The organism is Streptomyces sp. S.PB5 (assembly GCF_030403745.1).
Lineage (GTDB): Bacteria > Actinomycetota > Actinomycetes > Streptomycetales > Streptomycetaceae > Streptomyces.
In genome coordinates, this window is sequence record NZ_JAQMWP010000006.1 from 209,814 (window position 1) to 234,473 (window position 24,660).

Here is a 24,660-nt window from a genome sequence, read left to right on the forward strand (position 1 = left end):
GGTCAGTCGTGCGGTAGCGGACGGACGTCGGGTGCGACCTGCGTACCCGGCGTCGCCCGCACGATCGTGATCAGCCGGTCGGTCAACTCCAGTGTCCCGACGGCCGCGTCGTCGTATCCGAGCACCCGGTGCCCGCGTACGACGCTCACCACCAGGTCGTTCGTCTCCCGTGGGCTCTTGCCCACCTCGGCCTTTATGACCGGCCGTTCGATGATGTCGAGCCCACTGCCCTGCTGAATGAGGTCCTCCATCACCATGCCGGCGGCGGGGCTCAGCACGGAGAGTCCGAGGAGCCGCCCGGCGGCACTGGCGCTGGTGATGACGGCATCCGCACCGGACTGCTTGAGCAGCGGCGCGTTCTCCTCCTCGCGGACCGCGGCCACGATCTTGGCGCCCTTGTTGAGCTGCCGGGCGGTGAGCGTCACAAGAACGGCCGTGTCGTCCCGCTGCGTGGCGATGATGATCTTCCGCGCCTTGTGCACCTCGGCCCGCTTGAGCACCTCGCTGCGCGTCGCGTCCCCGACGATCCCCGCATAACCCTCGGCGGTCGCCGCGTCGATCACCTTGGAACTGGGGTCGACCACCACGACCTGCTCCTTCTTCAGTCCCGTCGCACAGACGGTCTGGATCGCCGACCGCCCCTTGGTGCCGAATCCGACGACGACGGTGTGGTCACGCAAGGTGGACCTCCAGCGATTCAAACGCCATTCCTCCCGGGTGCGTTCGGTGAGGACTTCGAGCGTGGTGCCGACCAGGATGATCAGGAACAGCACCCGCATGGGCGTGATGAGGAAGATGTTGGTGAGCCGGGCGCCGTCGCTGACCGGGGTGATGTCGCCGTATCCGGTGGTGGAGAGCGAGACGGTCGCGTAGTAGAAGGCGTCGAGAAGGTCGACATCGCCGTCGGAGTTGTCGCTGTAGCCACCGCGGTCGGCGTAGACGATCAACGCCGTGCCCACGAGCAGCAGCAACGCCATGATCACCCGCCTGGCGACCTGCCGGAACGGGTGCTGCACCACCTTCTTCGGGAGTTTCACCCGATGGGTCACGAGATGTTCGTCCGCCTGGCGGGCGATCGCGTCATGGCCCGGAAGTTTCACGTGAAACACACCTCGATTCCGGCGGACGCCCAGGGCAGATCGAGCAGTTCGAGCTCCTGACCGGGACGGGCACCACCGGGTGGTACGACGGCCAGCGCATCCGCCGCCGCGATGCCCCGCAGCATGGCCGGACCGTTGTAGTGCAGCGGCACGGCACCTTCGCCGCGCAGTACGACGGGGACCAGCCGGGTGTCGTACGGGTGACCGTGCACCTCGTCCCGCAGAGGCAGGGCGTACGGCTCCGGCGCGGGGCGTGCGGCGAGCGTCCGCAGCAGCGGCTCGGCGAGCGTGAGCAGGCCGGAGACGGCGGCCAGGGGGTTGCCGGGCAGGCCGACGAGGTGCTGGTCGTCCTTGAGGCGGGCCAGCAGCATGGGGTGACCGGGGCGCACCTTCACGCCGTTGACCAGGAGTTCGGCGCCGATCCGCTGCAGGGTGGGGTGGACATGGTCGACGGGCCCGGCTGCCGTGCCGCCGGTGGTGACGATCAGATCGGCATCGGAACCGGTGATCGCCCTGTGCAGGGCGCTCGCGTCGTCCCCGAGCCGGCGTACGGCGATGACCTCGGCGCCGAGCGCGCGCAGCCACGGCGGAAGCATCGGGCCGAGCGCGTCCCGGATCAGTCCGTCGCGCGGGCGCCCCTCGGTGAGCAACTCGTCGCCCAGGACGAGGACTTCGACACGGGGGCGGGGGATCACGGTGAGGGTGTCGTACCCGGCGGCCGCGGCGAGCCCGAGGACGGCCGGGGTCACGAGGGTGCCCAGGGGGAGGAGTTGGTCGCCGCTGCGGCACTCCTGGCCCCGTGGGCGGATGTCCTGACCGTGCCGGGTGTCGCGGGTGGCGTGCAGCCGGCCCTGGGCGTCGGTACGGCCGTGCTCGCTGCGCAGGACGGCGGTGGTGTCCGGCGGGATCCGGGCGCCGGTGGCGATCCGTACGGCTTCCCCGTCGGTGAGCGGTACGGGCTCGGCGTGACCGGCCAGCACGCCCTCGTCCCGTACGACCCAGGGGCCGGGGCCTGCGACCGCCCAGCCGTCCATCGCGGAGGTGTCGAAGGAGGGCAGGTCGGTGAGGGCGGTGAGGGGGGCGGCCAGGGTGAGGCCGAGGGCGGCGTCGAGGGGGACGGAGACCGGGGCGCGGCGGGCGGCTCGGGTTCCGCCGCGGGCGGCGCCTCCGGCGATGGCGCGGGCCTCGGACCACGGGGTGGCCCGATGGTGGGCGTCGGGCTTCTCGGCCGGCCCGGTGGGTGCGGGGGCGTTCTGCGGCGCGGGTGCCTTGCCGGCGGATGTGCGGCCGTCGTCGCCGTTCACGAGGGCGAGCACCTCCTCGACATCCAGGTCCTCGGCGTCCTCGGCGTCCGCGCCGGCCCGGGGCGTCATCCGGCGTCCGTGTCGGGCTTGGCCTTGCCCTGGGCGTCGGCGGCGTCCTCCTCGGACCAGCCGAGCGCGAGATCGGCGGCCTTGCGAGCGAGTTCGGCCACCTTCTCCGGGCCTCCCCCGGCCTGTGCGGCCGCATACCCCACGAGGAAGGTCGTCAGCGGCGCCGCCGGCCTCGCCACGTTGTGCGCGGCGTCGCGGGCGAGGTCGAGCAGGACGCCGGTGTCGACGTCCAGGTCGATGCCCAGCTCGTCCTTGACTGCGGAAATCCATTCATCCAACACGTGCCCATGCTCCCTGATACGTGCCCTGGCGGTGGCGATGTCGTCCCAGGTGTCGCAGTCGAAGGACGCGACGGGGTCGGGGACGCGGGTGAGGTGAAGTGCGGTGGTCAGGCGCCGCAGAGGCAGCCCCGTGAGGCCCTCGTGCTCCTTCGCGAGCGCCGTGAGCTCGTGGCGCAGCGGCGCCGCGCGGTACGCCGCCACCAGGGGCTGGTCGCGGCCCTCGGCATCGGTGAGGAGGGCGCCGTCGGCGTCGGTGGTGCGGAGGGCGGTGAGCAGGTGCCGGACGGTGTCCGCCGCGAGAAAGGGCAGGTCGGCGGAGAGGACGACCACGTCGGGCGCCGTGGTGTGGGTGAGGCCGGCGCCGAGTGCGGCCAGCGGGCCGCCGCCGGGCGGATGCTCGCGGGCCCAGGTGACGGGGCGGGCGGTGGGCCGGGGATCGGCGACGACGACCGTGGTCCGTGCGTCGGCGCAGGCCGCCAGGACCCGGTCGAGCAGCGCCCGGCCGCCCACCCTTACGCCCGGCTTGTCCGCACCGCCGAGCCGCCGGGCGGCACCCCCGGCGAGCACGACGACGTCGTAAGCGGTCACCCCCCGAGTATGCGTGCCGTGGCGATCACAGGGAACGCAGGGGAGGCCGCGCAATCAGAGCTTGTGCGGTCCGTGTCCGTGGGCGGTCAGAGCGTGCGCAGGAGAACCGCCGGCTGTTCCACACAGTCCGCGACGTAGCGCAGGAAGCCGCCCGCCGTGCCTCCGTCGCAGACCCGGTGGTCGAAGGTGAGCGACAGCTGCACGACCTGCCGCACGGCCAGCTCGCCCTCGTGCACCCACGGCTTGGGGACGATACGGCCGACGCCGAGCATGGCCGCCTCGGGGTGGTTGATGATCGGCGTGGAGCCGTCGACCCCGAAGACCCCGTAGTTGTTCAACGTGAAGGTCCCGCCGGTGAGTTCGCCGGGTGTCAGCCTTCCGTCCCGCGCCGCCTCGGTCAGCCGGGCGAACTCCGCGGTCAGCGACTCGGCGTCCCGCGCGTGCGCGTCCCGGACGACGGGCACGACGAGCCCGCGCTCGGTCTGCGCCGCGAACCCGATGTGCACATGGTCGAGTTGGACGACCTCCCTGGCCTCCGTGTCGACGGTCGAGTTGAGCTCGGGGAACCGGCCGAGGGCGGCGGTGCAGATACGGGCGAGAAGGGCGAGGAGCGAGATCTTCGGGCCCCCGGCCGCGTTCATCGCCGTACGCGCACGCATCAGTTCCGTCGCGTCGGCGTCCACCCAGCAGGTCGCGTCGGGGATCTCGCGCCGGCTCCGGGAGAGCTTGTCGGCGACGGCTCCACGGACGCCCTTGAGGGGGGTGCGGATGCCTCCGGCGGCGGTGGCCGCGGGTGCTGCGGGCGCCACGCGTGCGGGTGCCACGGGCGCCACGCGTGCGTGCGCTTCAGCAGCTCGCAGCGCGTACTCGACGTCGGCCCGCAGGATCAGCCCGTCCGGTCCCGAGCCGGTCAACTGCCGTAGATCCAGGCCGTTCTCACGGGCGAGCCTGCGCACCAGCGGCGAGATCACGGGGACGGGGCCCTCCACCGGCTCGGGAGCCTCCGGCCGCCCGTTCGACGCCGCCGACACCCGCTGCTGCGGCCGTACCCTGCGCCGCCGGGCCGGTGCCTCCGAAGTGCCGTAACCCACCAGCACGTTCCCGGAGCCCTCGGTCCGCTCGCCGTCCGCCTGCGCCGGGCCGTCGGAGACGGACGCCCCCACGGCCACCGTGATCAGCGGCGCCCCCACGGGAAGCTCCGTGCCCTCCTCGCCGAAGCGGGCCGTCACGACACCGCCGTACGGACACGGCACGTCGACCAGTGCCTTGGCCGTCTCGACCTCGACGACCGGCTGGTCGACGGCGACGAGGTCCCCGACCTCGACGAGCCAACGGACGATTTCCGCCTCGGTGAGCCCCTCCCCGAGGTCGGGGAGCCTGAACTCCAGGCTGTGCATGTCAGAAGCGCGTGCCATCAGCCCTCGGCCTCCCACTGCAGACGCCCCACGGCGTCCAGGATCCGGTCCACGCCGGGCAGATGGTGACGCTCCAGCATCGGCGGCGGATAGGGGATGTCGAACCCGGCGACCCGCAGCACCGGCGCCTCCAGATGGTGGAAGCAGCGCTCCGTGACCCGGGCCGCGATCTCCCCGCCCGGCCCGCCGTACCCACCCGACTCGTGTACGACGACCGCGCGTCCGGTCCGCCGTACCGAAGCGCAGACCGTCTCGTCGTCGAACGGCACCAGCGAACGCAGGTCGACGACTTCGAGGTCCCACCCCTCGGCCCGGGCCGCCTCGGCGGCTTCGAGGCAGACGGGTACGGACGGCCCGTACGTGATGAGCGTGGCGCTCCGGCCCGAGCGCCGCACCACCGCGCGGCCTATCGGTTCAACGTCCGCCGGACGCTCCGGGTTCCAGGAATCCTTCGACCAGTAGAGGCGCTTGGGCTCCAGGAAGACGACCGGGTCGTCGGAGGCGATGGCGGCCCGCAGCAGCCCGTAGGCGTCGGCGACGGTCGCGGGCGTGACGACATGGAGCCCCGGAGTCGCCATGTAGTACGCCTCGGAGGAGTCGCTGTGGTGCTCGACGCCGCCGATGCCGCCGCCGTAGGGGACGCGGACGGTGATGGGGAGCGGCATCCTGCCGCGCGTGCGGTTGCGCATCCGCGCGACGTGCGAGATCAGCTGCTCGAACGCGGGATAGGCGAACGCGTCGAACTGCATCTCCACGACCGGCCTGAGCCCGTACATGGCCATGCCGACGGCCGTGCCGAGGATGCCGGCCTCGGCGAGGGGGGTGTCGGTGCAGCGGTCCTCGCCGAACTCCTTGGCGAGTCCGTCGGTGACCCGGAAGACCCCGCCGAGGGTGCCGACGTCCTCGCCCATGACGTGCACGGTCGGGTCGGCGGCCATCGCGTCGCGCATCGCGCGCGTGAGGGCCTGCGCCATGGTGGCGGGCTTCACCGCGACGGTGGTCATCGCTCTTCTCCCTCCGCGTGCAGCTCGGCCTGCAACAGGGCCTGCTGCTCGCGCAGTTGCGGGGTGGGCTCGGCGTAGACATGGGCGAAGAGGTCCATAGGGTCCAGCGCCGGGTCCTGGTTCATACGCTCGCGCAGGTCGGCGGCCATGGTCTCGGCGGCGTCCCGCGCGGCCTGGATGCCGTCGTCGTCGAGGAGTCCGCGCGCGGTCAGCTCATGCTCCAGGAGCGCGATCGGGTCGTGCCGGCGCCAGGTCTCGACCTCGGAGTCGCCGCGGTAGCGGGTCGCGTCGTCGGCGTTGGTGTGGGCCTCGACGCGGTAGGTGATCGCCTCGACGAGGGTCGGTCCGCCGCCCTCGCGCGCGTGCCGTACGGCATCGCTCAGCACCTGGTGCACGGCGGCCGCGTCGTTGCCGTCGACCAGCCGGCCGGGCATCCCGTAGCCGACGGCCTTGTGGGCCAGCGACGGGGCCGCGGTCTGCTTGGCGAGCGGTACGGAGATCGCGAAGCCGTTGTTCTGCACCAGGAAGACGACCGGGGCCTGCCAGACGGCGGCGAAGTTCAGCGCCTCGTGGAAGTCGCCCTCGCTGGTGCCGCCGTCGCCGACCATGGCGAGCGCGACCACGTCGTCGCCCTTGAGGCGGGCGGCGTGGGCGAGGCCGACGGCGTGCGGGAGCTGGGTGGCGAGCGGGGTGCACAGGGGGGCGATCCGGTGTTCGCGCGGGTCGTAGCCGGTGTGCCAGTCGCCGCGCAGCAGGGTCAGCGCCTGGACCGGGTCGAGGCCGCGGGCGACGGCGGCGAGGGTGTCGCGGTAGCTGGGGAAGAGCCAGTCACGGTCCTGAAGGACCAGTGCGGCGGCGACCTCGCAGGCCTCCTGGCCGGTGCTGGAGGGGTAGACGGCGAGGCGGCCCTGCTTGGTGAGGGCGGTGGCCTGCGCGTTGTAGCGACGGCCGCGCACCAGTTCGGCGTAGAGGCGGCACAGGAGGCCAGGGTCGGCCTGCGTGGCCGCCTCGGTGCCGAGGACGCGGTAGGGCTCGGCGTCGGGCAGCAGCGGCGCGGGGTCCGTGCGGGGCTGCCAGGCGGGCGGCGGCGATGGCCGGTACGCGCCCCGCTGCTCCATGACCGTCATGACGGCACCTCCTCGTGGGAGCGGCTTCAGACGCGTCACGGTTGTGATGCGCCTCACCTACCGATTGTTCGGTCGTCGGCACATTTTGGCTACAGGCACCCTCAGGCTGTGGACAAACGGTTCTGCACAGCCTGAAATGAACGCAGTACGTCCATGGTAGGGAGGCGGGGGGACATGGCACCTGAACAAATGGCCGAAAGCCCGGACGGCGGCCGCCCGCTGCCGCCCCCGCGTCCCCTCGACGCCATCGACGAGGACATCCTGAAGATGCTCCAGGCGGACGGCCGGGCGTCGATAAGGTCGGTCGCCGAACGCGTCCACGTCTCGCGCGCCAACGCCTACGCGCGTATCAACCGTCTCGTCGAGGACGGCGTGATCCGCGGTTTCGGCGCCCGCGTCGACCACGAACGCGCCGGTCAGGGCACCTCGGCGTACATCACCCTGAAGATCGTCCAGAACACCTGGCGCACGGTCCGCGAACAGCTCATCCAGCTGCCCGGCGCCTCCCACATCGCCCTGGTCGGCGGCGACTTCGACGTCCTGCTGCTGGTCCACACGCCCGACAACAGGGCCCTGCGCGAGCTGGTCCTGACCCGGCTCCAGGCGATCCCGGAAGTGCTCAGCACGCGCACGCTGCTGGTCTTCGAGGAGGAGGACCTGGAACCGCAGGCCTGAACCTGCCCGAGCAGGGCCGAGCAGGGCGGAACGGGGCCGAGCAGGGGTGAACCCTTTCCGCGCTGCGGGCCCCTTCCCGGCTCAGTGCTCCTTGCGCAGCCCCGAGAACACCAGCTGCACGACCGCGTCCGCCACTTCGCGCTCGCTCATGCCCCGCCCGTCCGGCCGGTACCACTCCACGATCGAGTTGATCATCCCGAAGACCAGCCGGGTCGCGAGCCGCACCTCCACGTCCCCGCGCACATCGCCCTCCGCGGCCGCCGCCTTCAGCAGTTCGGCGACCCGGTGGTCGAAGTCGCGGCGCCGCTCCAGCGCCCAGCGCTCGGTGCCGGTGTTGCCACGGACGCGCAGCAGCAGGGTCACGTACGGCAGTTCGGTGATCAGCACCTCGACCATCCGCCGCACGACGTACTCCAGACGCTCGACCGCGTGCCCCACGCGCGCGTGCTCCTCGTCGAGGATCCCGAAGAGGCCGTCCAGCGCGCGGCTGACCGCCCTGCGCAGCAGCTCCTCCTTGCCCGCCACATGGTGGTAGATCGAGGACTTGGAGATGCCGGCCGCCTTGGAGAGGTGCTCCATGGAGGTGCCGTCGTAGCCGCGCTCGTTGAAGACCTGGACGGCGACGGACAGCAGCGTCTCCGGGGTGTACGTGTCGCGCTTGGCGGTGGTCATGAGGTGCTGCCCTCCCGCTTGTCGGTGGCGTACGCGTGGCGGTACAGCGCGAGGGACGGGGCGTAGCGACCGCTCGGGTCGCGCAGATGCAGATCGTCGAGGAGGGCGTAGGCCCAGTTGCGGCCGAGCCTGCGGCTCCATTCGAAGGGGCCCAGCGGGTAGTTGACGCCCAGGCGCATCGCGGTGTCGATGTCCTCCTCCGTGGCCACACCCTTGGCGACCGCGTCGTGCGCGAGGTCGACCACGCGCGCGACCGTGCGGGCGACGATCATGCCGGGCACGTCACCGATGACACTGACGTCCTTGCCGAGCGCCTGGAAGAGACCGATGGCCTCGCTGAGGGTCTGCGGGGCGGTGTCCTGGGAGGCGGACAGCGCGATGCGGGTGGCGCGGCGGTAGTCGAGCGCGAGGTCGAAGTAGACGACGTCCCGGAACTCGACGGAGGTCTGCCCGTCGGCGAGCGCCAGCTGGCCGCCGCTCGGCAGCACCAGCCGTGTGCCGTGGTCCTCCTCGTCCTCGCGCACCTGGATGCCCGCCTCGCGGATCAGGGCGAGCAGTTCGGAGGCGGGGCCCAGGTCGCCCTCGGCGGCGACGTACGCGGGCGGCCGGCACGGTTCCGCGGTGTGCGGCTCGGCGGGCTCGGCGTCGGGGCCGTACTCGTACCAGCCCTGCCCGCTCTTGCGGCCGAGCCGGCCGGACTCGACCAGACGGCGCTGGGCGAGCGAGGGCGTGAAGCGCACGTCCTGGAAGAAGGACTGCCAGACGGAGTGCGTGACCGACTCGTTGACGTCCTGGCCGATCAGGTCGGTGAGTTCGAAGGCGCCCATCTTGAAGCCGCCCGACTCGCGCAGCACCGCGTCGATGGTGGCCGGGTCGGCGCCCTGGGCCTCGTAGACCGCGAAGGCTTCGGCGTAGAAGGGCCGGGCGATGCGGTTGACGATGAAGCCGGGGGTGTCCGCGCAGGCGACCGGGGTCTTGCCCCAGGCGCGTGCCGTCTCGTACGCGCGCGTGGCCGAGGTGACGTCGGTGGCGAACCCGGAGACGACCTCGACGAGCGGCAGCAGCGGCGCCGGGTTGAAGAAGTGCAGGCCCACGAAACGGCCCGGGTTGCGCAAGGCGCCGCCGATGGCCGTCACCGACAGGGAAGAGGTGTTGGTGGCCAGCAGACAGTCCTCGCCGACGACGTCCTCCAGCGCCCGGAAGAGCTCCTGCTTGACGTCCAGCCGCTCCAGGGCCGCCTCGACGACCAGGGCGCAGTCCGCGAGGTCGGCGAGGCTGTCGGCGGGCGTGAGACGCGCGCGGGCCGCGTCCCGGTCGGCGGCGGTGAGACGGTCCTTCTCGACGAGCCGGTCGAGCCGGGCGCCGATCGCGTCGGCCGCTTCCCGGGCACGCCCCGGAGCGACGTCGTACAGGCGTACGGGATGGCCGGCGACCAGCGCGACCTGGGCGATGCCCTGGCCCATGGTGCCGGTGCCGACGACGGCCACGGGGCTGCTGAGGTCGAGTGCTGTCATGTGCGCGATCCTCCCGCACGGGGTTTTCCACAGATGCGGCGGACCCCCTTGTCCCGACCGATCGTTCGGTTACTCTAACTCTGACCCGCCCACCCGTCACCCGCCACCACCCTGCTCGAGGCGCTTCGCGCCACACCTCTCGATTTCCTGCCCCTGTTTCTGCCCAGGTCATGAGCTCGACGAAGAGTTCTTCAGACGAGGAGTTGGTCCCGCATGGCCGCCGAACTGACCGCCCACGAGCTGATCGCCAAGCACCGGCCCACCCTCGACCAGGCGCTCGAAGCGATCCGCACACGCGCGTACTGGTCGCCGCACCCCGAACACCCCAAGGCCTACGGTGAGAGCGGCAGCCTGGACGCAGCGGCGGGCAAGGCCGCCTTCGACGCCCTCCTGGGCACCCGCCTCGACCTCGGCCAGCCCGGCACGGACGACTGGGTGGGCGGCGAGGTGTCCCCGTACGGCATCGAGCTGGGGGTCACGTACCCGCACGCGGACATCGACGTGCTGCTGCCCGCCATGCGCGCGGGGCAGCGCGCGTGGCGCGAGGCGGGCGCGGAGATCCGCGCGGTGGTCTGTCTGGAGATCCTGAAGCGGATCAGCGACCGGACGCACGAGTTCGCGCACGCGGTCATGCACACCTCAGGCCAGGCCTTCATGATGGCCTTCCAGGCGGGCGGCCCGCACGCGCAGGACCGCGGCCTGGAGGCGGTGGCGTACGCGTACGTGGAGCAGGTCCGCACCCCCGACACCGCGGAGTGGTCCAAGCCGCAGGGCAAGCGCGACCCGCTGGCGCTGACCAAGCGGTTCACGCCGGTCCCGCGCGGTATCGGCCTGGTCATCGGCTGCAACACCTTCCCGACGTGGAACGGCTACCCGGGTCTGTTCGCGTCCCTGGCCACCGGCAACGCGGTCCTGGTCAAGCCCCACCCGCGCGCGGTGCTGCCGCTCGCGCTCACCGTCCAGGTCGCGCGCGAGGTGCTGAGCGAGTCCGGCTTCGACCCGAACCTGGTCGCGCTGGCCGCCGAGCGGCCCGGCGAGGGCATCGCCAAGACCCTCGCGACCCGCCCGGAGATCCGGATCATCGACTACACCGGTTCCACGGCGTTCGGCGACTGGCTGGAGGCCAACGCCCGCCAGGCACAGGTCTACACGGAGAAGGCCGGCGTCAACACCGTGCTGGTCGACTCGACGTCGAACTACAAGGGCATGCTCTCCAACCTGGCCTTCTCGCTGTCCCTCTACAGCGGCCAGATGTGCACCACCCCGCAGAACCTCCTCATCCCCCGCGACGGCATCCGCACCGAGGAGGGCCCCCGCACCTACGACGAGGTCGTCGCCGACCTCGCCCGCGCGGTGGACGGCCTGCTCGGCGACGACGCCCGGGCGAACGCCCTGCTCGGCGCGATCGTCAACCCGGACGTCAAGGCCCGCCTGGAGACCGCGGCGGGCCTCGGCGAGGTCGCCCTCGCCTCCCGCGAGATCGCCAACCCGGAGTTCCCGGACGCGGTCGTGCGCACACCGGTCGTCGTCAAGCTGGACGGCGCACGGAAGTACTGGGAAGGGGCGGACGACGAGGCCGCCTACATGAGCGAGTGCTTCGGCCCCGTCTCCTTCGCGGTCGCCGTCGACTCCTCGGCCGACGCCGTGGAGCTGCTGCGGCGCACGATCCGCGCGAAGGGCGCGATGACGGTCGGCGCGTACACCACCGACGACGAGGTCGAGCGGTCCGTGCAGGAGGTCTGCCTGGAGGAGGCGGCTCAGCTGTCGCTGAACCTCACGGGCGGGGTGTACGTCAACCAGACGGCGGCGTTCTCCGACTTCCACGGGTCGGGGGGCAACCCGGCGGCGAACGCCGCGCTGTGCGACGGGGCGTTCGTGGCGAACCGCTTCCGGGTGGTCGAGGTGCGCAGGGAGGCCTGAGCGCTCCGCTGGAGGTACGGCCAGGGGTTGCCGGCCGGCTCCGCCGGATCCGCTCAGAAGCCGGCGGCGCTCCAGTGGTACAGCGTCATGCCCACGCTGGTCGCCAGGTTGTAGCTGGACACCTGCGGACGCATCGGCAGGGACACCAGATGGTCGGCACGCGCGCGCAGCTCGGCCGACAGACCGCTGCGCTCCGAGCCGAACGCGAGGACGGCGTCGTCCGGGAGCTTGAGCCCCCGGATGTCGTCGCCCTCCGCGTCCAGGGCGAACACCGGCCCCCACGGCAGCTCCTCGACGGCCGTCCGTTCCACGGCGGTCGCGAAGTGCAGCCCGGCCCCGCCGCGCACCACCGTCGGATGCCACGGGTCGAGCGTCCCCGTGGTCACCACACCGGTCGCCCCGAAGCCCGCCGCGAGCCGGATGACCGCGCCCGCGTTGCCGAGGTTGCGCGGGTTGTCGAGGACCACGACGGGCGCGGTGCGCGGGCGGTGCGCGAGCCGCTCCAGATTCGCCGCGCGGGACGGCCGTACGGCCAGGGCGGCGACCGCGGTGGGATGCGGGCGCGGCACCAGCGAGGCGTACACCGGCTCCGGGACCTCGGTCAGCAGGGCGTCCAGCGTCCCGCGGACGTCGGGGGCCAGCTCGTCCGCGAGGGCGAGGGCGGCCGCGCGGTCGGTGGTGACCGCGACCGGGATCTCGGCCCCGAAGCGCACCGCGTGCTTGAGGGCGTGGAAGCCGTCGAGCAGCACGGAGGAGTCGGCGAGGCGGTGCCAGAGTCCGGCGGGGTCGGCGGGGTCGGTCATGCCGTGAAGCCTACGTGCGCCTCCTCGGCGCTCTCCGGGGCGCGTGGTTCGGGTACCGGCGTACGGCCGCGCCGTCGCGCCGCCAGTCGCGCCGTCAGCCGTTCACGCGTGCGTGCCGCCCAGCCGCCGAGCCGGCGCAGGAACGACGTCGGCAGGAAGACCGCGTCGGCGGCGATCATCGCCAGCGAGAAGAACGGCAGCCCGAGGACGACCGCGATGACGGCGTGCTCGGTGATCATGGCGGCCAGCAGCACGTTCTTGACCCGCCGGTTGAACAGGGTGAACGGGAAGGCGACCTGCACGGCGACGGTCCCGTAGGTCACGAGCAGCACCATGACGGCGCTGGCAGTCAGTGCGTCCGCGAGGGCGGGCCAGGGCGAGAAGTAGTCCAGGTGGAGCGGGTAGTAGACGGCGGTGCCGTCCTGCCAGCGCGAGCCCTGGATCTTGTACCAGCCGGCCGTCGCGTAGATCAGACAGGCCTCGGCCATGATCACGAACAGTGCGCCGTTGTGCACGATGTCGGCGATCACGCCGAGGAGGATCCGCGGCTGGTCCGTCTGCGCCAGCTGTCCGATCGTCCACCACAGGCCGAGCCCCAGCCACACCGTCCACAGCAGCACGGGTATGAACGGATCGCCCTCCAGCCGTCCGAGCCCGGTCACCGCGATCAGCGTCAGCCCGAGCACGATCCACAGGGCCGGGCCGACCCGGTCCACGACCCGCTCCCCACGCGCGCGTGCCTCGCTCTCGCGCCGCGCCCTGCGCGCGTCCAGCGACCAGACCCGGCCGCAGCGCGTGAAGACGAGGTAGACGCACATCAGGTGCAGGACGTTGTCGCCGCCGTCGCCCATGAAGATGGACCGGTTCTGCAGCGACAGCACGCCGACCATGAAGAGCACGGACATGGTGCGGGTGCGCCAGCCCAGCAGCAGCAGGACGCTCGACAGGACGGCCAGGGCGTAGACGCTCTCGAACCAGACCTGGCCGTCCGACCAGAGCAGCGCCGTGAAGGCGCCGTTGCCGGCGATCAGCTGCTCGGCGAGGTCCCGGCTCCACGGGCCGTCGGGGCCGTACAGCTCCTGGCGGTGGGGCAGCTCGCGCAGCAGGAACAGCAGCCAGGTCGCACTGAAGCCGATCCGGACGACGGCGCTCTGGTACGGGCCGAGCGCCGACCCGGTGACCCGGGCGACGGCGGTGGAGAACGCCACGGCGAAGCGGTTCACCGGCCACCTCCCGGGAGGTCGGCCGACGTGACCGACCACCAGGGCAGCTCGCGGTACAGGGGCTTCAGCGAGACCTGCTCCTTGCTCCACTTCGGCGGCCGCACACTGGTCGTACGCGACCGGACCTGCACCCGCTCGACGCTGCCCCCGGGCCCGGCCGCGTCGTCGCGGTCCAGGCGCAGCATCACGATGCGGCGCAGATAGGTCTCGGACAGGGCGCCGCGCAGCCCCACGGGCCGGTTGTCGGTGCCGTGCGTGGCGACGAAGAAGTCCCACGCGCGGCGCAGCTCGTTCTGCTGTGTGTGGCTGGGCAGCAGATTGCCGTCGATGGCCCGGCCGTCCTCGGCGGACAGGTCGTACCAGCCGGTGGTCCGCACGGTCCCGTCCTCGGTGAGCACCTGGGCGCGCACCTGGACCGCGATGTTCTGCTGCAGCGGGTTCGGCGCGAACAGCTTCCAGTTCTGCTCGAACTCGGGGTAGATCCAGTCGTCGATCGCCTGGCCGTGCTGCTTGGTGACCGCGTTCGCCGGCGCGACGTGCAGAAAGGTCATCCCGAGATGGACGCAGACGGTGACCGCGACGACCGCGAGCGCCAGCGCGGCACCGATCTGGTAGCGGAGCGAGAGGGCGGCCACACCGGTACGGGGTTCGGGCGGCGGGGGCAGGTCGTACGGCGGTGGCGGGTGAGGCACGGCGAGGGGCTCGCCGGCCGCGGGCAGGACGGCCCGCGCTCCGGCGCCCCCCTCCGGCGCCCCGGGCTCGCCGTCCGGCCGCTGCCGGGCGTCCGAGCCTGTGTCGTACGCGTCCATTCCGCCCCGATTCCCGATTCCGGTCCGTCTTTCCGGCCGCCCGGCCGCAGAGCTCCGTACGGCCCGCAGGCACCGCTCCGCCGCGCTCGCAACCGGAACCGTACTCAGGCCCGCCCGCCCGGCACACCCCTCGCCCGCCGAACCCTCTGTCCACAGGGGACACCGGCAGGTTATCCACAGCGGTTGACACCTTACGGCGCCCGGCACACCATGGGATCGACGAACCGAACGATCGGTCGGGAGCCTGCCCCGGGGCAGCGCACAGGGTCGAGGGGGCCAGATGGCAACAGCAGCGCAGGCGTACGACAGGACGGACACCGCAGGTCAGGACGCGTACGAGCGCGCCTTCGACGCCGCCGTGGCCGCCGACGAGCGCATCGAGCCGCGGGACTGGATGCCGGACGCCTATCGCGCGACGCTGGTGCGCCAGATAGCCCAGCACGCCCACTCCGAGATCATCGGCATGCAGCCGGAGGCGAACTGGATCACGCGCGCGCCGAGCCTGCGCCGCAAGGCCATCCTGATGGCCAAGGTCCAGGACGAGGCCGGACACGGCCTGTACCTGTACAGCGCCGCCGAGACCCTCGGCACCGGCCGCGACGAACTCCTCGACAAGCTGCACTCCGGCCGCCAGAAGTACTCCTCGATCTTCAACTACCCGACCCTGACCTGGGCGGACGTCGGCGCCATCGGCTGGCTCGTGGACGGCGCCGCGATCACCAACCAGGTCCCCCTGTGCCGCTGCTCCTACGGCCCGTACGCGCGCGCCATGGTCCGCATCTGCAAGGAGGAGTCCTTCCACCAGCGCCAGGGGTACGAGCTCCTGCTGGCCCTGAGCAAGGGCACCCCCGAGCAGCACGCGATGGCCCAGGACGCGGTGGACCGCTGGTGGTGGCCGTCCCTGATGATGTTCGGCCCGCCCGACGACGAGTCGGCGCACTCCGCGCAGTCGATGGCCTGGAAGATCAAGCGGCACTCCAACGACGAGCTGCGCCAGCGCTTCGTCGACATCTGCGTCCCCCAGGCCGAGTCCCTCGGCCTCACCCTCCCCGACCCGGACCTGAAGTGGAACGAGGAGCGGGGACACCACGACTTCGGGGCCATCGACTGGACCGAGTTCAAAAACGTCCTCAAGGGCAACGGCCCCTGCAACGAACAGCGGATCACCCAGCGCAGGCGCGCCCACGAAGAGGGCGCCTGGGTCCGCGAGGCCGCCGCGGCCTACGCCTCCAAGCACAGCGGCACGCACACCGAGACGGGAGCCACGCGCGCATGACGAACACCGACTGGCCTCTGTGGGAGGTCTTCGTACGCTCCCGCCGCGGCCTCTCGCACACCCACGCCGGCAGCCTGCACGCGCCCGACGCGGAGCTCGCCCTGCGCAACGCCCGCGACCTGTACACCCGACGCGGCGAGGGCGTCTCCATCTGGGTCGTCCCCTCCGCCGCGATCACCGCGTCCTCGCCGGACGAGAAGGACCCGTTCTTCGAGCCGTCCGCCGACAAGCCCTACCGCCACCCGACGTTCTACGAGATCCCGGAAGGGGTGAAGCACCTGTGACCGTCGACCTGACCGCGAACGCCGCCGCCCTCGCCCTCGGCGACGACGCCCTGGTGCTCTCCCACCGCCTCGGCGAATGGGCCGGCCACGCCCCCGTGCTGGAGGAGGAGGTCGCCCTCGCCAACATCGCGCTGGACCTCCTCGGACAGGCCCGCGTCCTGCTGTCGATGGCCGGCGACGAGGACGAACTCGCCTATCTGCGCGAGGAGCGCGCCTTCCGCAACCTCCAGCTGGTGGAACAACCCAACGGCGACTTCGCCCACACCATCGCCCGCCAGCTGTACTTCTCCACCTACCAGCATCTGCTGTACGCCGAACTGGCCGCGGGCGAGGGCCCCTTCGCCCCGATCGCCGCGAAGGCCGTCAAGGAGGTCGCCTACCACCGCGACCACGCCGAGCAGTGGACGCTGCGCCTCGGCGACGGCACGGCCGAGAGCCACGAGCGGATGCAGCGGGCGTGCGAGGCGCTGTGGCGGTTCACCGGGGAGATGTTCCAGCCGGTGGAGGGCGTGGCCGCCGACTGGGCCGCGATGCAGGCCGCTTGGCTGGCGTCGGTCACGGCCGTGCTGGACCGCGCCACCCTGACCGTCCCCGAGGGCCCCCGCACGGGCGCGTGGACGGCCGGCGCGGGCCGGCAGGGCCTGCACACCGAGTCCTTCGGGCGGATGCTCGCCGAGATGCAGCATCTGCACCGCAGCCACCCGGGGGCGTCATGGTGACCGTGACACCGCTGGAGGCGGAACTCCTCGAACTGGCGGGCTCGGTGCCCGACCCGGAGCTGCCCGTGCTCACCCTGCGGGAGCTGGGGGTCGTGCGCGCGGTGCGCGTCCGGGGCGAGGACGCGGAGCACGCCTCGGCCGAGGTCGAGCTGACCCCGACGTACACCGGCTGTCCTGCGATCGAGGCGATGTCCACGGACATCGAGCGGGTGCTGCAGGCGCACGGGGTCCGCGAGGTCACCGTGCGCACGGTGCTCTCGCCCGCCTGGTCGACGGACGACATCTCGGCCGAAGGGCGCCGCAAGCTGCGGGAGTTCGGCATCGCCCCGCCCCGCGTCCAGCGGACGGAGGGGTCGGAGGGGCCTGTCCCGGTGACTCTTGGCCCGACCCGGACCGGGGAGCCCGTGGAATCCGTCCGCTGCCCGCACTGCGGATCCGCCGACACCGAGCTGCTCAGCCGTTTCTCCTCCACGGCCTGCAAGGCGCTGCGGCGCTGTCTCGACTGCCGTGAACCGTTCGACCACTTCAAGGAGTTGTGATGGCCCGCTTCCACGCGCTCCCGGTGGCGGCGGTCGACCGGCTCACCGACGACTCCGTCGCCCTCACCTTCACCGTCCCGCCGGAACTCGCCGAGGCCTACCGGTTCGCACCGGGCCAGCATCTCGCCCTGCGCCGCACGGCCGACGGCGAGGAGATCCGCCGCACGTACTCGATCTGCTCCCCGGCCCCGGCCGACCGGGCACCCCGCCAACTGCGCGTCGGCGTACGTCTGGTCGAGGGCGGCGCGTTCTCGACGTACGCCCTGAAGGAGATCTCCGTCGGTGACGAGCTGGAGGTGATGACCCCCGCCGGGCGCTTCACCCTCGACCCCGCGCCCGGTCTGTACGCGGCGATCGTCGGCGGCAGCGGTATCACCCCGGTGCTGTCGATCGTCTCGACGCTGCTGGCGCGTGAGCCGAAGGCGCGGTTCTGTCTGATACGCAGCGACCGCACGGCCGCCTCGACGATGTTCCTGGACGAGGTGGCCGATCTGAAGGACCGCTACCCCGAGAGGCTTCAGCTGGTCACCGTGCTCTCCCGGGAGGAGCAGCAGGCGGGACTGTCGTCCGGGCGGCTCGACCGGGAGCGGCTGACGGGGCTGCTGCCCGCGCTGCTGCCGGTGGCGGATGTGGCGGGCTGGTTCCTGTGCGGGCCGTTCGGGCTGGTGCAGGGCGCCGAACGCACCTTGCGCGAGCTCGGCGTGCCGCGCACCCGCATCCACGAGGAGATCTTCCACGTCGACGAGTCGGCGGCCTCCGCACCGAGGTCCCCGGCCCCCGCGCACAGCACGGTCACCGCCCGACTCGACGGCCGCGGCGGCACCTGGCCCGTCCAGGACGGCGAGTCCCTCCTCGACACGGTTCTGCGCAACCGGCCCGACGCGCCCTACGCCTGCAAGGGCGGCGTGTGCGGCACCTGCCGGGCCTTCCTGGTCTCCGGCGAGGTCCGCATGGACCGCAACTTCGCGCTGGAGCCGGAGGAGACGGAGGCGGGGTATGTGCTGGCGTGCCAGTCGCATCCGGCGACGGAGCAGGTGGAGCTGGACTTCGACAGGTAGGAGTACCAGGCCCGTTCCCTTCTTCTAGAACCTGTTCTATCTTGACGGTCCGTCAGATCGGCTGGCCCGTCGGAAGGACAGGGACCGTGGACTTCACCTTCACCGAGGAGCAGCAGGCGGCGGCCGAGGCGGCACGGGGCGTGTTCGCCGGGGTCGCGCCGGACGGGGTGCCGAGCCCGGCGCTCGCTGTGGGGGCCGTCGCCGACGAGTTCGACCGTGCGCTGTGGAGCAGGCTCGCCGAGGCGGATCTGCTGAGCCTGCTGCTGACGGAGGAGTACGGCGGGGCCGGTCTGGACGCCGTGGCCCTGTGTCTGGTGCTGGCCGAGTCGGCGCGGGTGCTGGCGCGGGTGCCGCTGCTGGAGAGCAGCGCGGCCGCCGCGGCCGTACAGGCCTACGGCACCGAGGAGTTGAGGTCCGAGCTGCTCGCCCGGGCGGGCCGCGGCGAGGCCGTACTGACCGTCGCGGCGAGCGGCCGCACCGGCCACGACCCGGCCGAACTCTCCGTCACCGCACGGCAGGAGGGCGCGGCCTGGGTGCTGGAGGGGGTGCAGACCGCGGTGCCGTGGGCGTACGACGCCGACCTCGTCATCGTCCCCGCGCACACGGCGGCCGGGCGGACGGTGCTCGCGCTGGTCGCACCGGACGGCGCGGGGGTCTCGCTTGCCGAGCAGTTCTCCACCACGGGCGAGCGGCTGGGCGAACTGCGCCTGGAGTCGGCCCGGATCGCGTCCCGGGACGTCGTCGACGCGGACGGGGCGTGGGAGTGGCTGCGGCATCTGCTGACCGTGGGGACGTGTGCGCAGGCGCTCGGTCTCGGCCGCCAGGTCCTGCGGATGACAAGCGAATACACCAGCAAGCGGGAGCAGTTCGGCTTCCCGGTGGCGACCTTCCAGGCGGTCGCCGTGCAGGCCGCCGACCGCTACATCGACCTGAAGGCGATGGAGGCCACGCTGTGGCAGGCGGCCTGGCGGACCGGTTCCGGGACGCAAGGGGCGCTGCCCGTCTCCGGTGAGGTGGCCGTCGCGAAGATCTGGGCCTCCGAGGGCGTACGGCGGGTCGTGCAGACGGCGCAGCATCTGCACGGCGGGTTCGGCGCCGACGTCGACTACCCGCTGCACCGGTACCACGCCTGGGCCAAGCACCTGGAACTGTCGCTCGGCCCGGCGGCGGCCCATGAGGAGACCCTGGGCGACCTGCTGGCGGCACATCCGCTGAGCTGACGGCCGCTCCGGCGGGCGGTGGTTACAGGACGAAGGCCGGCGACCCGTTGTCCGTGACCATCGGGCGCCCGGCGCCGTCCCAGGCCAGCATGCCGCCGTCGATGTTCACGGCGTCGATGCCCTGCTGGACCAGATACTGGGTGACCTGCGCGGAGCGGCCCCCGACGCGGCACATCACATACGCCCGCCGACCGTCCGCCACCGCCTCGGTCACCTCACCGAACCGCGCCACGAAGTCACTCATGGGGACGTGCAACGCGCCCTCGACATGCCCCGCGGTCCACTCGTCGGCCTCGCGGACATCCAGCACGAGCCCGTCCGCCGGCACACCAGCGACATCGACCGAGGGCAAAGCAGCTCCGAAACTCATGGCCCGAGGCTACCTGAGCGGCCCTCGGACCCGACGGCCACGGGATCCACACCCACCGGACCGCCACCTGACGCCCCCGCCCACCGCCGCCCGGCGCCGGTCGGCCGTCCGCCCCTACCGCCGTCCGGCGCGTCCACGAGCCCACCCCGCACCGCCCCGCGCACGGCACCGGCACCGGCACGCGCACGCCTACTGCCCGAGCAGCTCCGCCAGCTCCCGCTCCCGCTCGGCGACCTGCGCCAGCAGCTGCTCGGCGATCTCCTCCAGCAGCTTGTCGGGATCGTCCGGGGCCAGGCGCAGCATCGACCCGATCGCGCCCTCCTCCAGCTCGCGCGCGACCACGGTGAGCAGTTCCTTGCGCCGGGAGAGCCATTCGAGGCGGGCGTAGAGCTCCTCGCTCTCCGTCGGCCCCTGCTCCGGCGGCTTCGGTCCTGCCGCCCACTCCTCGGCCAGGTCCCTCAGCAGCGGCTCGTCGCCACGGGCGTAGGCGGCGTTGACGCGGGTCATGAACTCCTCGCGCCGCGCCCGCTCGGTGTCGTCCTGGGCCAGGTCGGGGTGGGCCTTGCGGACCAGCTCGCGGTAGAGCTTGCGGGCCTCGTCGCCGGGCCGCACCCGCTGCGGGGGCCGCACCGGCTGGTCCGTGAGCATCGCCACGGCCTCCGGGAACAGTCCGTCCCCGTCCATCCAGCCGTGGAACAGCTCCTCCACGGCCGGCATCGGCATCACCCGGGCCCGGGCCTCGTCCGCCTTGCGCCGGTCCTCGGGGTCACCGGAGCGCTCGGCCCTGACCTCGGCGATCCGCGCGTCCAGCTCGTCGAGGCGGGTGTACATCGGGCCGAGTTTCTGGTGGTGCAGCCGGGAGAAGTTCTCGACCTCGACCCGGAAGGTCTCCACCGCGATCTCGTACTCGATCAGCGCCTGCTCGGCGGCCCGCACGGCCCGCTCCAGCCGCTCCTCGGGCCGGGGCGCACCGTCCTTAGGCACCGCCCGCGTCTCGCCGGCGACACCCCCCTGCTCAGCTTCCGGGCTCGTCACCCGACCAGCGTAGGCCACGGCCGGGGCAGCCCCTCAGCCCTGGGCCGCCTCCCGGCCCCGGGGATCTCCCGGCCCCGGGAGCCTCACCGCCGGCATCCGGGCAGACCACGGGCTCCCACACCGCCACGAGGTCCCGGCAGGCCACGACCAGCGTCCCCGGCCGGCACGCGACCTCATGTGTGCACCCGCCCTCGACCGGCAGCACCTCGTCGACAATCACGTCCCCGAGCGCGGCCACGTCGCACCCGTCCAGGACGTCCACCTGGAACCGCGAGACACCCCCGTACCGGACGACCAGATCCTCGTCGTGCTTCCAGCAGCTGTGCCCGAAGCGGATCTCGATCTCCTCGTCCCCGATGCGCCGCACCTGCCGCGGCCTGAGATCCTTCACGCACCGCTTGCCGGCGAACGCGTAGTGCCCCGGATCGGTGGCGAAGGCCCGCGCCCCCGGCGGGAGCCGCTCCGCCAGCCCGGGCGGCTTCGCGAGACAGGGCCGGGGATCGATGATCCCGGTTCGGTCCCCGTCCCGCCCATCCAGTTCGGCCTACCTCACACCCCCAGCTCCGCCGCGACCCTCCCCGACCGCACCGCCGCCACCAGCTCCGCGTGATCCGCCTCGGTGCGGTCGGCGTACGCCACGGCGAACGCGGCCATCGCCTCGTCCAGCTCCTCGTTCTTGCCGCAGTACCCGGCGACCAGACGCGGGTCGGCGCTGTGGGAGTGGGCGCGGGCCAGCAGGGCTCCGGTCATGCGGCCGTAGTCGTCTATCTGGTCGGCGGAGAGCGCGGCGGGGTCGACGCTGCCCTTGCGGTTGCGGAACTGGCGGACCTGGAAGGGGCGGCCCTCGACCGACGTCCAGCCCAGCAGGATGTCGCTGACCACCTGCATCCGCTTCTGGCCGAGGACCACCCGCCGCCCCTCGTGCTCCACGGCGGGCGCGTCGAAGCCCGCGGTCACCAGGTGCGGCAGGAGCGCCGAGGGGCGGGCCTCCTTGACCTGGAGGACCAGTGGTTCGCCGCGGTGGTCCAGCAACAGCACGACGTACGAGCGCGTGCCCACGCTGCCCGTGCCGACGACCCGGAACGCCACGTCGTGCACCGCGTGCCGGGACAGCAGCGGAAGCCGGTCCTCGGCGAGCGACTCCAGGTACTGCTCCAGCGCCCCGGCCACCGCCGCGGCCTCCGCGTCCGGCACCCGCCGCAGCACCGGCGGGGCGTCGACGAAGCGGCGCCCGCCGTCCTCGGTCGGCTCGGTCGACTTCGCCGCGAAGCGGCCGCTGGTGTTGGCCCGCGCCTTCTCGGAGACCCGCTCCAGCGTGCCGACCAGGTCATGGGCGTCGGTGTGCGAGACGAGCTCCTCGTCCGCGATGGCGTTCCAGGCGTCCAGGACCGGGAGCTTGGCGAGCAGCCGCATGGTGCGGCGGTAGGCACCGACCGCGCCGTGGGCCGCGCCGCGGCAGGTGTCCTCGTCCGCACCCGCCTCCCGGCCGGCGAGCACCAGCGAGGCGGCGAGCCGCTTGAGGTCCCACTCCCAGGGACCGCTGACCGTCTCGTCGAAGTCGTTGAGATCGATGACCAGGCCACCGCGCGCGTCCCCGTACAGACCGAAATTGGCCGCGTGGGCGTCGCCGCAGATCTGGGCGCGGATCCGGGTCATGGGGGTACGGGCGAGGTCGTACGCCATGAGGCCCGCCGAGCCCCGCAGGAAGGCGAAGGGCGTGGCCGCCATCCGTCCCACCCGTATCGGGGTGAGCTCGGGGATACGGCCCTGGCTGGACTCCTCGACCGCGCTCACCGCGTCGGGCCGCGCGCCGTCGAGGTCGAGCTCGGAGTGCGCACTGCGCGGCACCTTCCGCCGCAGCGTCCTGCCCTCCTCCTTGGGCGACCCCTGCGCGGGCCACCGGGCGAACCCCCGCGTCCTCGGCAGCCTGAGCACCGCCTCGCCGGCACTCTCGCCCACACCCGCGACGGCACCTTCCGCGGCAAGTCCCGCAGACGTCCCCGCACCGACCTCGGTCACTTGGACCGCCTCCCCCGAACACGCACGCACCCGAACATCAACTCGTCCAGACCGTACCGCCGGTGGCCGAAACACGTCAGACCCTGTGGACAACTCCACTGCTGTGGAAAATCCGTCCCCCGGTCACGCGCCTCAGCATCCGCCCTGCGTCCCCTCCGGCAGATGCCGCACCGCCCACTCCCGCAGCTCCGCGAACGCCGGCTCCAGCGCCGCCCCCGCCTCGGTCAGCCGGTACGACACCCGCAGCGGCGGCCCCTCGTCGACCTCGCGGACCACGAGCCCCGCGGCGGCCAGCTCGGTGAGGCGGTCGGAGAGCATCCGCTCGCTGATGCCGGGGACGGCCCGGCGCAGGTCGACGAAGTAGGCGGGCCCCGGCGTCAGGACGGCCACGATCGGGCCGGTCCAGCGCTTGCCCAGCAGCTGGAAGACACGGGTGATCCCGTTGTCGACCTGCTTGCACGCCTCGGTGCCGTGCCTTTCCTCGACCGTCATGCCTTCAGGGTACTGCTCTCCCGTAGGGGGGTGAAAAAAAGTAAGTCCCTGTGTTATCAATAGTCGGGTACGAAATTTAAGCCACGCACCGCTCCTCAGGAGATCCCCATGGCCACCCTGCTGCACATCGACTCCTCCGTGTTCCCCCACGGCGTCTCCGCCTCCCGCTCCGTCACGGACGCCTTCCGCAATGCCTGGCAGGAGCAGCACCCCGACGGAGAGGTCATCTACCGCGACCTCTCCCAGAACCCCGTGCCGCACATCACCGCCGACGCCCACACCGCCGGCTTCTCCGATCCCGCCACGCACACCCCCGAGCAGGCCGCGGCCTTCCACGCGCGCGTGCAGCTGATCGAGGAACTGGAGAGGGCGGACGCCGTGCTGATCGGCGCCCCCATGTACAACTTCGCGATCCCCTCGACCCTCAAGGCCTGGCTGGACAACGTGATCCTCATGGGCCGCACGGCCATGACCGAGGACTCGAAGATCAAGGGCACCCCGGTCACCGTCGTCGCCAGCCGCGGCGGCTCCTACGCGCCGGGCACCCCGCGCGAGGGCTACGAGTTCGTGCAGAACTACCTGCAGGCCGTCTTCGCCGACGCCCTCGCCATGGACCTCGACTTCATCGTCCCGGAGTTGACCATGGCCCCGCAGAACCCGGACATGACCGAGCTGATCCCCCTGTACGAGGCCTCCCGCGCGCGTGCCCACCAGGACGCGGAGACCAAGGCAAAGGTCCTCGCCGAGCGCCTCGCCGCATGAGCACCGGCATCCGGGAGCACGCCGTGTGATTGTCCTCACCCGGGACATCGCCCGGCCTGCCCCTGGACAACGCAAAAGCCCCGCAGGTCCAAGACCTGCGGGGCTTCCAGCTGTGCGCGAGGGGGGAGTTGAACCCCCACGCCCTTGCGGGCACTGGAACCTGAATCCAGCGCGTCTGCCTATTCCGCCACCCGCGCATTGGGTGTGTCCTCGGGCCCGTTTCCCCTTGGGGCTGGCGCCTTCCGACATCCAGAACATTAGCACGCTGGCCGGGGTGGGTTCACATCCCTTATCGGCGGGCAGCCGCTCACCTGGGCCGTAGACATCCCGCACCAACCCACGAGCCCTCCGGCTACGTATCACCACGTGTCTGTTCACGTAT

25 protein-coding genes and 1 tRNA gene are annotated in these 24,660 nt (G+C 72.2%); 9 read left to right on the plus strand and 17 right to left on the minus strand.

What is annotated here, in order from left to right:
• Window positions 1-2: 2 nt before the first annotated feature.
• The 6 genes from PH203_RS17400 to pdhA form a co-directional block, all read right to left on the minus strand.
• Entirely contained in the window at window positions 3-1,100 is a 1,098-nt protein-coding gene (locus PH203_RS17400; RefSeq protein ID WP_289920930.1) for a potassium channel family protein, read from the minus strand.
• Complete coding sequence (locus PH203_RS17405) at window positions 1,097-2,473, minus strand: molybdopterin molybdotransferase MoeA (RefSeq protein WP_289920931.1); 1,377 nt, start codon at window positions 2,471-2,473, stop codon at window positions 1,097-1,099. The genes PH203_RS17400 and PH203_RS17405 overlap by 4 nt, the downstream gene beginning before the upstream one ends.
• The gene (locus tag PH203_RS17410) at window positions 2,470-3,342 is read right to left on the minus strand and encodes an NTP transferase domain-containing protein (protein ID WP_289920932.1); all 873 of its coding nucleotides are present in this window, start codon (window positions 3,340-3,342) and stop codon (window positions 2,470-2,472) included. The genes PH203_RS17405 and PH203_RS17410 overlap by 4 nt, the downstream gene beginning before the upstream one ends.
• A gap of 86 nt (window positions 3,343-3,428) precedes the next feature.
• Window positions 3,429-4,757, minus strand: a complete 1,329-nt coding sequence (locus tag PH203_RS17415) for a dihydrolipoamide acetyltransferase family protein (protein ID WP_289920934.1) — start codon at window positions 4,755-4,757, stop codon at window positions 3,429-3,431.
• Entirely contained in the window at window positions 4,757-5,761 is a 1,005-nt protein-coding gene (locus PH203_RS17420) for an alpha-ketoacid dehydrogenase subunit beta (protein WP_289920936.1), read from the minus strand. Before PH203_RS17420 ends, PH203_RS17415 begins: the two co-directional genes overlap by 1 nt.
• Window positions 5,758-6,888 (minus strand): pyruvate dehydrogenase (acetyl-transferring) E1 component subunit alpha, encoded by a 1,131-nt coding sequence (pdhA, locus tag PH203_RS17425; RefSeq protein WP_289920937.1) that lies wholly within the window; start codon window positions 6,886-6,888, stop codon window positions 5,758-5,760. The genes PH203_RS17420 and pdhA overlap by 4 nt, the downstream gene beginning before the upstream one ends.
• Before the next feature lie 189 nt (window positions 6,889-7,077).
• On the opposite strand from pdhA, the gene PH203_RS17430 reads away from it, so the two are divergent.
• Entirely contained in the window at window positions 7,078-7,563 is a 486-nt protein-coding gene (locus tag PH203_RS17430; RefSeq protein ID WP_289921300.1) for an Lrp/AsnC family transcriptional regulator, read from the plus strand.
• Window positions 7,564-7,644: 81 nt separating this feature from the next.
• Here the strand turns inward: PH203_RS17430 and PH203_RS17435 are convergent, their stop codons facing one another.
• Both PH203_RS17435 and PH203_RS17440 read right to left on the minus strand, forming a co-directional pair.
• Window positions 7,645-8,235, minus strand: a complete 591-nt coding sequence (locus tag PH203_RS17435) for a TetR/AcrR family transcriptional regulator (RefSeq protein ID WP_289920938.1) — start codon at window positions 8,233-8,235, stop codon at window positions 7,645-7,647.
• Window positions 8,232-9,749 (minus strand): 3-hydroxyacyl-CoA dehydrogenase, encoded by a 1,518-nt coding sequence (locus tag PH203_RS17440; RefSeq protein ID WP_289920939.1) that lies wholly within the window; start codon window positions 9,747-9,749, stop codon window positions 8,232-8,234. The genes PH203_RS17435 and PH203_RS17440 overlap by 4 nt, the downstream gene beginning before the upstream one ends.
• 213 nt (window positions 9,750-9,962) lie before the next feature.
• Here PH203_RS17440 and paaN point away from each other — a divergent pair, with 213 nt between their 5' ends.
• Window positions 9,963-11,669, plus strand: a complete 1,707-nt coding sequence (gene paaN / locus PH203_RS17445) for a phenylacetic acid degradation protein PaaN (RefSeq protein WP_289920940.1) — start codon at window positions 9,963-9,965, stop codon at window positions 11,667-11,669.
• 53 nt (window positions 11,670-11,722) lie between these two features.
• Here paaN and PH203_RS17450 read toward each other — a convergent pair whose 3' ends face one another.
• From PH203_RS17450 to PH203_RS17460, 3 genes are read right to left on the minus strand one after another with little or no spacing between them, the layout of a single operon-like run.
• Window positions 11,723-12,472, minus strand: a complete 750-nt coding sequence (locus PH203_RS17450) for a TrmH family RNA methyltransferase (protein WP_289920942.1) — start codon at window positions 12,470-12,472, stop codon at window positions 11,723-11,725.
• Window positions 12,469-13,695 carry an HTTM domain-containing protein gene (locus PH203_RS17455; protein WP_289920944.1) on the minus strand — a complete coding sequence of 409 codons (1,227 nt, stop codon included), beginning with the start codon at window positions 13,693-13,695 and terminating at the stop codon, window positions 12,469-12,471. Before PH203_RS17455 ends, PH203_RS17450 begins: the two co-directional genes overlap by 4 nt.
• Window positions 13,692-14,504 (minus strand): DUF5819 family protein, encoded by an 813-nt coding sequence (locus tag PH203_RS17460; protein WP_289920945.1) that lies wholly within the window; start codon window positions 14,502-14,504, stop codon window positions 13,692-13,694. Before PH203_RS17460 ends, PH203_RS17455 begins: the two co-directional genes overlap by 4 nt.
• Before the next feature lie 280 nt (window positions 14,505-14,784).
• Between PH203_RS17460 and paaA the strand changes: the two genes are divergently transcribed.
• From paaA to PH203_RS17490, 6 genes are all read left to right on the plus strand, one after another.
• Window positions 14,785-15,780 (plus strand): 1,2-phenylacetyl-CoA epoxidase subunit PaaA, encoded by a 996-nt coding sequence (gene paaA / locus PH203_RS17465; protein ID WP_289920946.1) that lies wholly within the window; start codon window positions 14,785-14,787, stop codon window positions 15,778-15,780.
• Window positions 15,777-16,064, plus strand: a complete 288-nt coding sequence (gene paaB / locus PH203_RS17470) for a 1,2-phenylacetyl-CoA epoxidase subunit PaaB (protein WP_103554257.1) — start codon at window positions 15,777-15,779, stop codon at window positions 16,062-16,064. The genes paaA and paaB overlap by 4 nt, the downstream gene beginning before the upstream one ends.
• Window positions 16,061-16,783 carry a 1,2-phenylacetyl-CoA epoxidase subunit PaaC gene (gene paaC, locus PH203_RS17475; protein ID WP_289920949.1) on the plus strand — a complete coding sequence of 241 codons (723 nt, stop codon included), beginning with the start codon at window positions 16,061-16,063 and terminating at the stop codon, window positions 16,781-16,783. The genes paaB and paaC overlap by 4 nt, the downstream gene beginning before the upstream one ends.
• Window positions 16,777-17,322 carry a 1,2-phenylacetyl-CoA epoxidase subunit PaaD gene (gene paaD, locus PH203_RS17480; protein WP_289920950.1) on the plus strand — a complete coding sequence of 182 codons (546 nt, stop codon included), beginning with the start codon at window positions 16,777-16,779 and terminating at the stop codon, window positions 17,320-17,322. Before paaC ends, paaD begins: the two co-directional genes overlap by 7 nt.
• Entirely contained in the window at window positions 17,322-18,380 is a 1,059-nt protein-coding gene (gene paaE, locus PH203_RS17485) for a 1,2-phenylacetyl-CoA epoxidase subunit PaaE (RefSeq protein WP_289920951.1), read from the plus strand. The genes paaD and paaE overlap by 1 nt, the downstream gene beginning before the upstream one ends.
• Before the next feature lie 86 nt (window positions 18,381-18,466).
• Window positions 18,467-19,600 carry an acyl-CoA dehydrogenase family protein gene (locus tag PH203_RS17490; RefSeq protein WP_289920952.1) on the plus strand — a complete coding sequence of 378 codons (1,134 nt, stop codon included), beginning with the start codon at window positions 18,467-18,469 and terminating at the stop codon, window positions 19,598-19,600.
• Between the two features lie 22 nt (window positions 19,601-19,622).
• Here the strand turns inward: PH203_RS17490 and PH203_RS17495 are convergent, their stop codons facing one another.
• The 5 genes from PH203_RS17495 to PH203_RS17515 form a co-directional block, all read right to left on the minus strand.
• Complete coding sequence (locus PH203_RS17495) at window positions 19,623-19,970, minus strand: rhodanese-like domain-containing protein (RefSeq protein WP_289920953.1); 348 nt, start codon at window positions 19,968-19,970, stop codon at window positions 19,623-19,625.
• 189 nt (window positions 19,971-20,159) lie between these two features.
• Complete coding sequence (locus tag PH203_RS17500) at window positions 20,160-21,005, minus strand: J domain-containing protein (protein WP_289920955.1); 846 nt, start codon at window positions 21,003-21,005, stop codon at window positions 20,160-20,162.
• Entirely contained in the window at window positions 20,986-21,396 is a 411-nt protein-coding gene (locus tag PH203_RS17505) for a hypothetical protein (RefSeq protein ID WP_289920956.1), read from the minus strand. Before PH203_RS17505 ends, PH203_RS17500 begins: the two co-directional genes overlap by 20 nt.
• A 158-nt stretch (window positions 21,397-21,554) precedes the next feature.
• Complete coding sequence (locus PH203_RS17510) at window positions 21,555-22,964, minus strand: DUF2252 domain-containing protein (RefSeq protein WP_289920958.1); 1,410 nt, start codon at window positions 22,962-22,964, stop codon at window positions 21,555-21,557.
• A gap of 192 nt (window positions 22,965-23,156) precedes the next feature.
• Window positions 23,157-23,516, minus strand: coding sequence for a helix-turn-helix domain-containing protein (locus tag PH203_RS17515; protein WP_289920959.1), 360 nt, complete (start codon window positions 23,514-23,516; stop codon window positions 23,157-23,159).
• A gap of 108 nt (window positions 23,517-23,624) precedes the next feature.
• Here PH203_RS17515 and PH203_RS17520 point away from each other — a divergent pair, with 108 nt between their 5' ends.
• Window positions 23,625-24,278, plus strand: coding sequence for an NAD(P)H-dependent oxidoreductase (locus PH203_RS17520; RefSeq protein ID WP_289920960.1), 654 nt, complete (start codon window positions 23,625-23,627; stop codon window positions 24,276-24,278).
• A gap of 113 nt (window positions 24,279-24,391) precedes the next feature.
• On the opposite strand, the gene PH203_RS17525 is transcribed toward PH203_RS17520, so the two are convergent.
• Window positions 24,392-24,475: transfer RNA gene (locus tag PH203_RS17525), tRNA-Leu, on the minus strand.
• Window positions 24,476-24,660: the final 185 nt, after the last annotated feature.

Coding starts and splice junctions, on each gene's coding strand:
- PH203_RS17430 (WP_289921300.1), top strand. CDS start 7,078: ATGGCCGAAAGCCCGGACGGCGGCCGCCCGCTGCCGCCCCCGCGTCCC.
- PH203_RS17450 (WP_289920942.1), bottom strand. CDS start 12,472: ATGACCGACCCCGCCGACCCCGCCGGACTCTGGCACCGCCTCGCCGAC.
- PH203_RS17420 (WP_289920936.1), bottom strand. CDS start 5,761: ATGACCACCGTCGCGGTGAAGCCCGCCACCATGGCGCAGGCCCTCACG.
- paaB (WP_103554257.1), top strand. CDS start 15,777: ATGACGAACACCGACTGGCCTCTGTGGGAGGTCTTCGTACGCTCCCGC.
- paaD (WP_289920950.1), top strand. CDS start 16,777: ATGGTGACCGTGACACCGCTGGAGGCGGAACTCCTCGAACTGGCGGGC.
- PH203_RS17515 (WP_289920959.1), bottom strand. CDS start 23,516: ATGACGGTCGAGGAAAGGCACGGCACCGAGGCGTGCAAGCAGGTCGAC.
- paaA (WP_289920946.1), top strand. CDS start 14,785: ATGGCAACAGCAGCGCAGGCGTACGACAGGACGGACACCGCAGGTCAG.
- PH203_RS17405 (WP_289920931.1), bottom strand. CDS start 2,473: ATGACGCCCCGGGCCGGCGCGGACGCCGAGGACGCCGAGGACCTGGAT.
- PH203_RS17495 (WP_289920953.1), bottom strand. CDS start 19,970: ATGAGTTTCGGAGCTGCTTTGCCCTCGGTCGATGTCGCTGGTGTGCCG.
- PH203_RS17460 (WP_289920945.1), bottom strand. CDS start 14,504: ATGGACGCGTACGACACAGGCTCGGACGCCCGGCAGCGGCCGGACGGC.
- paaE (WP_289920951.1), top strand. CDS start 17,322: ATGGCCCGCTTCCACGCGCTCCCGGTGGCGGCGGTCGACCGGCTCACC.
- PH203_RS17520 (WP_289920960.1), top strand. CDS start 23,625: ATGGCCACCCTGCTGCACATCGACTCCTCCGTGTTCCCCCACGGCGTC.
- PH203_RS17415 (WP_289920934.1), bottom strand. CDS start 4,757: ATGGCACGCGCTTCTGACATGCACAGCCTGGAGTTCAGGCTCCCCGAC.
- PH203_RS17440 (WP_289920939.1), bottom strand. CDS start 9,749: ATGACAGCACTCGACCTCAGCAGCCCCGTGGCCGTCGTCGGCACCGGC.
- PH203_RS17435 (WP_289920938.1), bottom strand. CDS start 8,235: ATGACCACCGCCAAGCGCGACACGTACACCCCGGAGACGCTGCTGTCC.
- paaN (WP_289920940.1), top strand. CDS start 9,963: ATGGCCGCCGAACTGACCGCCCACGAGCTGATCGCCAAGCACCGGCCC.
- pdhA (WP_289920937.1), bottom strand. CDS start 6,888: ATGACGGTCATGGAGCAGCGGGGCGCGTACCGGCCATCGCCGCCGCCC.